The 6818-nt window shown below is 43.8% G+C and carries 6 protein-coding genes and 1 other annotated feature; of the genes, 2 read left to right on the top strand and 4 right to left on the bottom strand.

The annotated features are described in order from the left end of the window. Positions 1-323 (top strand): hypothetical protein (locus AC1DLM_RS34175; protein WP_477572478.1); only part of this gene is annotated, 323 nt, incomplete at its 5' end. A gap of 51 nt (positions 324-374) precedes the next feature. On the opposite strand, the gene AC1DLM_RS34180 is transcribed toward AC1DLM_RS34175, so the two are convergent. Continuing rightward, entirely contained in the window at positions 375-1574 is a 1200-nt protein-coding gene (locus AC1DLM_RS34180; RefSeq protein WP_477572479.1) for a CapA family protein, read from the bottom strand. Between the two features lie 132 nt (positions 1575-1706). Beyond that, positions 1707-3419: an arginine--tRNA ligase gene (gene argS, locus AC1DLM_RS34185; RefSeq protein ID WP_477572480.1), complete on the bottom strand. Its 1713-nt coding sequence runs from the start codon at positions 3417-3419 to the stop codon at positions 1707-1709. A gap of 51 nt (positions 3420-3470) precedes the next feature. Then, positions 3471-3692: a binding site (T-box leader), on the bottom strand. Positions 3693-3983: 291 nt separating this feature from the next. Here argS and AC1DLM_RS34190 point away from each other — a divergent pair. Beyond that, positions 3984-5657, top strand: a complete 1674-nt coding sequence (locus tag AC1DLM_RS34190; RefSeq protein ID WP_477572481.1) for a glycosyl hydrolase — start codon at positions 3984-3986, stop codon at positions 5655-5657. A gap of 395 nt (positions 5658-6052) precedes the next feature. Here AC1DLM_RS34190 and AC1DLM_RS34195 read toward each other — a convergent pair whose 3' ends face one another. After that, on the bottom strand, positions 6053-6232 hold the full coding sequence (locus AC1DLM_RS34195) for a hypothetical protein (protein WP_441991903.1): 180 nt from the start codon (positions 6230-6232) through the stop codon (positions 6053-6055). Between the two features lie 12 nt (positions 6233-6244). Then, the coding region (locus tag AC1DLM_RS34200; protein WP_477572482.1) for a hypothetical protein at positions 6245-6818 on the bottom strand (574 nt) is incomplete at its 5' end.

Genomic DNA, 6818 nt, shown 5'->3' on the forward strand with positions numbered 1-6818 from the left:
GTGTAGGAATGGCCATTAGCTTTACGAAAACAATTGTTACGCAGTTAACCAAAGAAATTGYTGACCTTGAAAGCAAACAGGTCAATTCGAAGAAAAAGAAAGAACAAGCCCTAGCCAAAATTAATCAGATTCAGCGAGATATGAAATTAAGCCAGTCACACAGTGATTTGAGCAGCAAAATGTCACGCGTGAATAAATTGAACGAAGAGGTTAAGACTAATGATCGACTACAAAAAGATTTAGCGAAAGAATTAGTAGCCAAGAAAACTGCTTTGAAGTTGAACCTCGCTAAAGCGACACCGCAGGATGAATCCTCATCGTGATGGATTGCAAAACAAAACACCGCCCTTTTAAGGAGCGGTGTTTTTGATTTCTCACATTGACGACTTAATATCCAGTTCGGGTATATTCGTTCGCATATGTTTTATTATCATTTCATAGTGAGTTTTAGCATGAATGAGTTGATCATTGGTTAACCTATCCATTGAAATAATTTGAAAATGGCGCCCTTGCTGACTATACGCGTAGGTTGGATGAAAGCTGGGCTTTATGAGCTCAATCTTAGTGGTATTCTCTTTGGTGGTTTTCAACACGTCAATGGTTGCCATGCCACCTATTTGCTTATACAAGTTGATTTGAGCGGATAGAAAGTTGCCCAGCGAATAAACAACAAAGGCTCGATGCCCGTGCTTCCCTTCTACCCAAGCAGGCGGTTGTAAAACATGCGGATGATTCCCAATGATGATATGAACCCCCATGTTCGCTAGCTTTTGAGCAAGACTAGTTTGACTGGCATCCGGAAATCGTTGATATTCGTTCCCCCAATGGAGTGCAACCACAATGACATCCGACAATTGTTTGGCTTGTTCCACATCCGTACGAATTTGCGAATCATCGATTCGATTGACCAAGAACGGCTTTCCCTTCGGTGTTGATATCCCATTCGTTCCGTAGGTGTAACTTAAGAAGGAGAACGTGATCTCATTTCGCGTGACCGTTCGAATAATGTCCCGATCGTTCTGGGATTTAAATGCACCCGTGTAGGGAATCCCAAGGGTATCCCAATAGGTGAGTGCGCTTTGAATGACCTTCTCGCCTCGGTCTAGCGCATGATTATTGGCAACCGTAACAACGTCCACTCCTGCTACTTTCAGAGCATCACCAATTTCGTGAGGGCTGTTAAATGCAGGGTAAGTGGATAGACTCAGCTCCTTGCCACCAATCATCGTTTCTTGATTAGCAACAAGGATATCAGGTGCTTGTAATATGTTCGATACCCCCGCGAAAATGTGATTAAAATTATAATTTCCATCCTTCTGCTTAGCGTCTATATAAATTTTATCATGGATGAGGATATCCCCGATTGCAGCAAGCGTCACCTGAGAGACTTTGGTTTCTGGTTCTGCTTGTTTCTTTGAAGTCGAATGATAGGGCTGTATCGGTGGAGAAGATATCTGGACAAAAGGGGCAACTTGCTTCGCTTCCATGCTTGGATCTTTGGGCGTAGCCGTATTTCCTAAGCATCCKCTTGCCAATAAGAATGTCGAAACAATCGCAGCAGCTCGCTTTAACACGACAAACCAGCTCCTTAAGGGTCACACCTGTATTATCCAGTAGTATTCCCCCTAAGAAAATCTCTCATGAATGAGGATTTTTACCAATTTACTTTGTCGAATTTTATTTAACTGCATTAATGATTAACTCCATTAAATTTCATGAGGAGCTTGTAAACCGATCAATTTCAAGCCATTACGCAACGTAATTTGAACGCATTGGACCAGAGCTAGTCGTGCTTCACGTACCTGTGCATCCTCTACTAGGATATAACAGGCGTGGTAAAAGCGATTAAATGCTTGCGCGAGATCAATGAGATAACGCGATATGATCGAAGGCTCCAGCTTTACCATGGCCTGCTCTACTCTTTCCGTAAACAAATAGAGCATTTTCACAACCGCCATGGCCTCATTATTTTGCAAATTAGCTCCGTCTATTTCCGCCATATCCATCGAATGTCCGTCAGCCAATTGCGCTTTCTTCAACACACTGCAAGTTCTTGCATAGGTGTACTGTACGTAAGGCCCCGTTTCACCATCGAAGTTAAGAGCTTCCTCCCACGAAAAATCAATATCTTTGATTCGATTCGCACTCAAATCGTTAAATATCACTGCTCCAATTCCTACCTGCTCAGCAACTGTAGCTTTATTCGCCAAGCTTGGGTTTCTTGATTCGATGACATCTCTTATTTTCTGAATAGATTGCTCCAGCAAGTTTTCCAGTCTTATCACGTTGCCTTTGCGTGTCGACAAGCTTCCCCCTTCAATGCTCACACGGCCAAATGCGACATGCTCAAGTTTGGAGGACCACGTATAACCCATTAATTCAACAACCTTAAACAACTGCTGAAAATGAAGATTTTGAGCATAATCCGTCACATAGATCAATTTCTCAAATTCGTATTTATCCGCTCTATATATAGCCGCCGTTAGGTCACGCGTATGATACAGGGAGCTGCCATCTTTCTTCAGCATTAATGCTGGTGCCATGCCATAGGCATCTAACCTAACTAATAAAGCACCCTCATCTTCTTCCACAAGCTGCTTCTCCTTCAGCTCCTGAATGACGGGCTCCATCTTGTCATTGTAGAAGCTTTCCCCCTGATATGTGTCGAATTGAACACCTAACAGCTTATAAATCTTCTGAAATTCATTGAGGCTGATCTTCACAAACCACTGCCACAAAGCTAGTGCTTCTTGATCACCGTGCTCCATTTTCGTAAACCAAGATCTAGCCTGATCTTCTAACGTTKGGTCGTGATCAGCCTCCTCATGAAATTTCACATACAGATCGAGAAGCTCATCGATAGCTCTCTCGTTTACAGCCTCCTTACTGCCCCACAAATGGTAGGCAACGATCAGCTTCCCGAACTGTGTCCCCCAATCGCCTAAATGGTTAATCCCCACACAGTTGTATCCTAGAAAGGCGTGAATCTGATATAACGCATTGCCGATCACCGTGGATCTCAAGTGACCAACATGAAAGGGCTTCGCGATATTCGGCGAGGAATAGTCGATCACAACCGTCTTTCCTTGTCCCAAAGTCTGTGAGCCATACTGTTCGCCAGCTTGACTTATATGACGAATAAGAGATTCTGCAAATGTAGACTTCTTGAGAAAAATGTTTAGATAACCGGATACGGCATTCATCTCGTCGATGTACTCATCTTCTAGGGTTGCTTTTAACTCCTCAGCAATGACTTGTGGTGATTTACTAAGGGTTTTGCTTAGTCGGAAACATGGTAAAGATAGATCCCCTTGATCCGGATTCGCTGGGTATTCCATCCATGCCATAATGTCTTGGGCCTCGAAACCAGTGAGTAACGATGTAATTTCCCCTGCAAAATAGAGCTTATAATTTAACATAGTAATTCTCTCCTATCTTTTCTAGAAAATATAAAAAGCCCCCGTCTCTATAAAAGAGACGAGAGCTGAACATTCCCGCGGTACCACTCTAAGTGTTAAACCTCTGGTTTAACCCCTCTGTTTCGTAACGGTCGACAGACCGGATTTACCTACTCCMATTTTCGGCAAACCATTTCCTGGGTCCGTTTCATTCTTAACATCCGTACCGGCTTACACTGACCCGGCTCGCTGCGACTGTCTGTTAGGAATTACTGTCCCATTCATTAATATTTCGATATGAATTTTTCAATATCTTACAAGGGATCCAAGGGAATGTCAAGCCCATATTCGTTGACTTATACTCAGCTTGAAGGTTGCAGGCGTGTACGAAGATCCGAAGATCCATAACTTGTTTCCAAAAAAATTAGACTTCTTCCCCTTTTAAAGCATTTACAATTGTAACCATACTGTACCAGAGGAGGGAAGATAATATCTAAATAAATGTAAACGTTTTCTATACTGGCAATGCAACGAATGAGTCGAACAGTTCACTAACACCAATCCATTCTAGGAGGAAATTAACGAATGTTGAACACATGGTTGTCCAAATTACTTGCCACAACACTTATTGTGGCTCTGCTCGTTTCCGGTTTACCATCGATAGGTGCACCAACTGCTCATGCTGCAACCCCTGTTAATCCTAATGCAACGCAAGCTGTGCAAGACGTATTGAATTATTTCGATACTGTCCAAACGAATAATCAAATCATCTCAGGACAATACGTACGAGGGCAAAATTATGGCTATTTGGAGACCGATCACCTCTATAATTTAACGGGCAAGTACCCTGCGATGATTGGATACGATCTTTTATACAATGTGACGAACGCTTCCGATCTCAGTAAATGGCGCTCCTTCATTGTCGATCATGCTACGGACTACTGGAAAAAAGGCGGACTTGTTACACTTTCTTGGCATGAGACGAACCCTTTGGATGCCACAGTAGATGATGGCGGATGGAACAGTGTGATCAGCTCCATGTCACAGGCGAATTTCGACTTGCTCACAACCCCTGGTACCACCTTGTATAACAAATGGTTAGCGCATATCGATACGATAGCGGGCTATTTGAAATCCCTTCGGGATCAAGGTGTAGTCGTTCTCTGGCGACCTTATCACGAGATGAACATCGGCTTCTGGTKGGGTGGTAAGTCTGCAGCAAGTTACAAAAAGTTATGGCAAAACATGTACGACCGCTACACTAATTATCACGGCTTGAACAACCTGATTTGGGTGTGGGCTCCGGGTAGGGATGACAATAATGCCGTTAACAGCAATTATTACCCAGGTTCTTCGTATGTAGATCTCGGTGGAGCTGATGTATATACGCAAGCCCGTGGGGATGCGAAGTTTACAAATGCGAACAGTGAGCTGGCTTCTGTCCTAGGCAGTAAGCGTTATGGCTTGTCCGAAGTTGGTTTGCTCCCTTCAGAGACTGCCGTTCAAACGAATTTTGATTACACCTGGTTCCTCACTTGGGCTATCGGTTGGGCGGACAATCTTTTCTACGGATATCCMGGAGCAAATGGACCGGGCAATGACACTTACACCATCACGCAATTTTACAACAATGCCGTAACACTCACGAGAGACGAAGTGCCTGCATTCGGAAGAACGCTCGTTTCGGAAACCATCATTTTCAAAGACGCAATGAACGGATACTCGGCAGCAGGTGTCTCTCCCTCTAACTGGACGACAGTGACCACTGGCGGTACTGTAACCGTGCAGAACGTTCCTACTGTGGGACTCGCCACCGGTCCGGATCGCAGCATGAAAATCAATAAAACAAGCACAACGAATGCGGCCACCGCTCAGAAAACGTTCACTCCACAAACCGGCATCGTGACCTTCAAGGCCACCTTGCGGACAGAGGATGTCAATTGGAAAGACTTCATTGTGTATGATAGTTCGAGCAGAGCAGCCTTGCATGTAGGCCTACAAGGTAATTACTTAAAGGTGTATGATGGTGCAACAACGCTTTCGAGTATTGAACCCATCACCAATGGCACCTGGTATGATATCAAAGTTATCATGAACACCGATACCAAAAAGTTCGACTTATACGTCAATGGCGCGAAAAAAGCCAATCAATTCAGCTTCAAAAATACAGCAGCGTCTGACGTCAGCCGGTTGAAAGTAGGCGTTGCCGCTGATGCAACTGGCGTCTACTATATGGATAATGTTTTTATAAGTAAATAAGAGTGAGGCTAGCTAAGTGCATCGCTGTCTCAGCCCAAAGGCGCCAGATTCTTCCGAGTTAGTCGTTTATTTCGACTATCTACACCGTCTTTTATGGACTATTCCCGCATTGGAGCACGATATCTCTGCACCACGCCAACGTTACGGAACGCAGTTCCCTTTCGCAGCTGCTGCGCTTCCGCTGGAACGTTCACCTCACTAAAAAAGACACCCCTCAGGTGTCTTTTTACATTCGCACACTATTTATTGGCGTGTTCTGCAGGCGAAAAGAAAACTAAAGTAGTTAAGTCTTCCGTAATATTAAAGAATCTATGGTCTTTATGAGCCTCCACGAATAGAACTTCCCCTTTGCTAATTTGTGTAATCGTATCCCCATTTTGAAACGATGCTTCACCCTAGAGGATAAAATAAATCTCATCTTCTGTATGTGGCTTTTGTTTATCCAGCTCACCTTTATTCAATTTATATAAGCCTACACTCATTGACGATACCTTTAGAAATTCATAATACGCATTGTTTTCTACTTCTTTTAACTCATTAAGATGATTTCGCAAATCCATTATTTTAAAATTCAATGTACTATCTCCTTATTCTTTCAGATCACCAACATAATAAGCAAACACTTGATCAATCGGTTTAAAATATAAATGACCATCCTCTTCCCATGCCTGAAAATGCAGATCCATCCGCGAATCGTTCCAATTCTCAGGGGTCCCTTTCGTGCTCAGACGCCCTGTCACAACAGGCTCCTCGATCACTTTGGGAAATTCTTGATAGCCGAATAGAAGGTTCTCATGCATTGCAATTATTTCATACTTTTCCCCGTGGAACGCACGTTCCTCTTGCAGCTGATAATGATAATAGATGTAACTGCTCATCATCTCAGGCTTCAAATGCGCAATCCTCCCCACCCGGGATACCACGGGCTCTTTTCTCAACCAGTGTTCAGCGCTTGCAGGCTCGTTAAAATGAAACACATCAATCATCAAGATCCACTTCCGAGGTTGTGCCTGCCCAGGCCATTCCTTCAAAAAAGGGACAGCAGCTCCAGCCACTTCATCAGGTAACACCTCTCGGCTCATGCACTCATAGTAGAGGAATAGGTTGTCCCGCCAGACGAAGGCCGCAGCTGTCATTAGCTCACCTTGGGCTACCAACAAT

The sequence above is a fragment of the Paenibacillus sp. 01T442 genome, assembly GCF_056398345.1.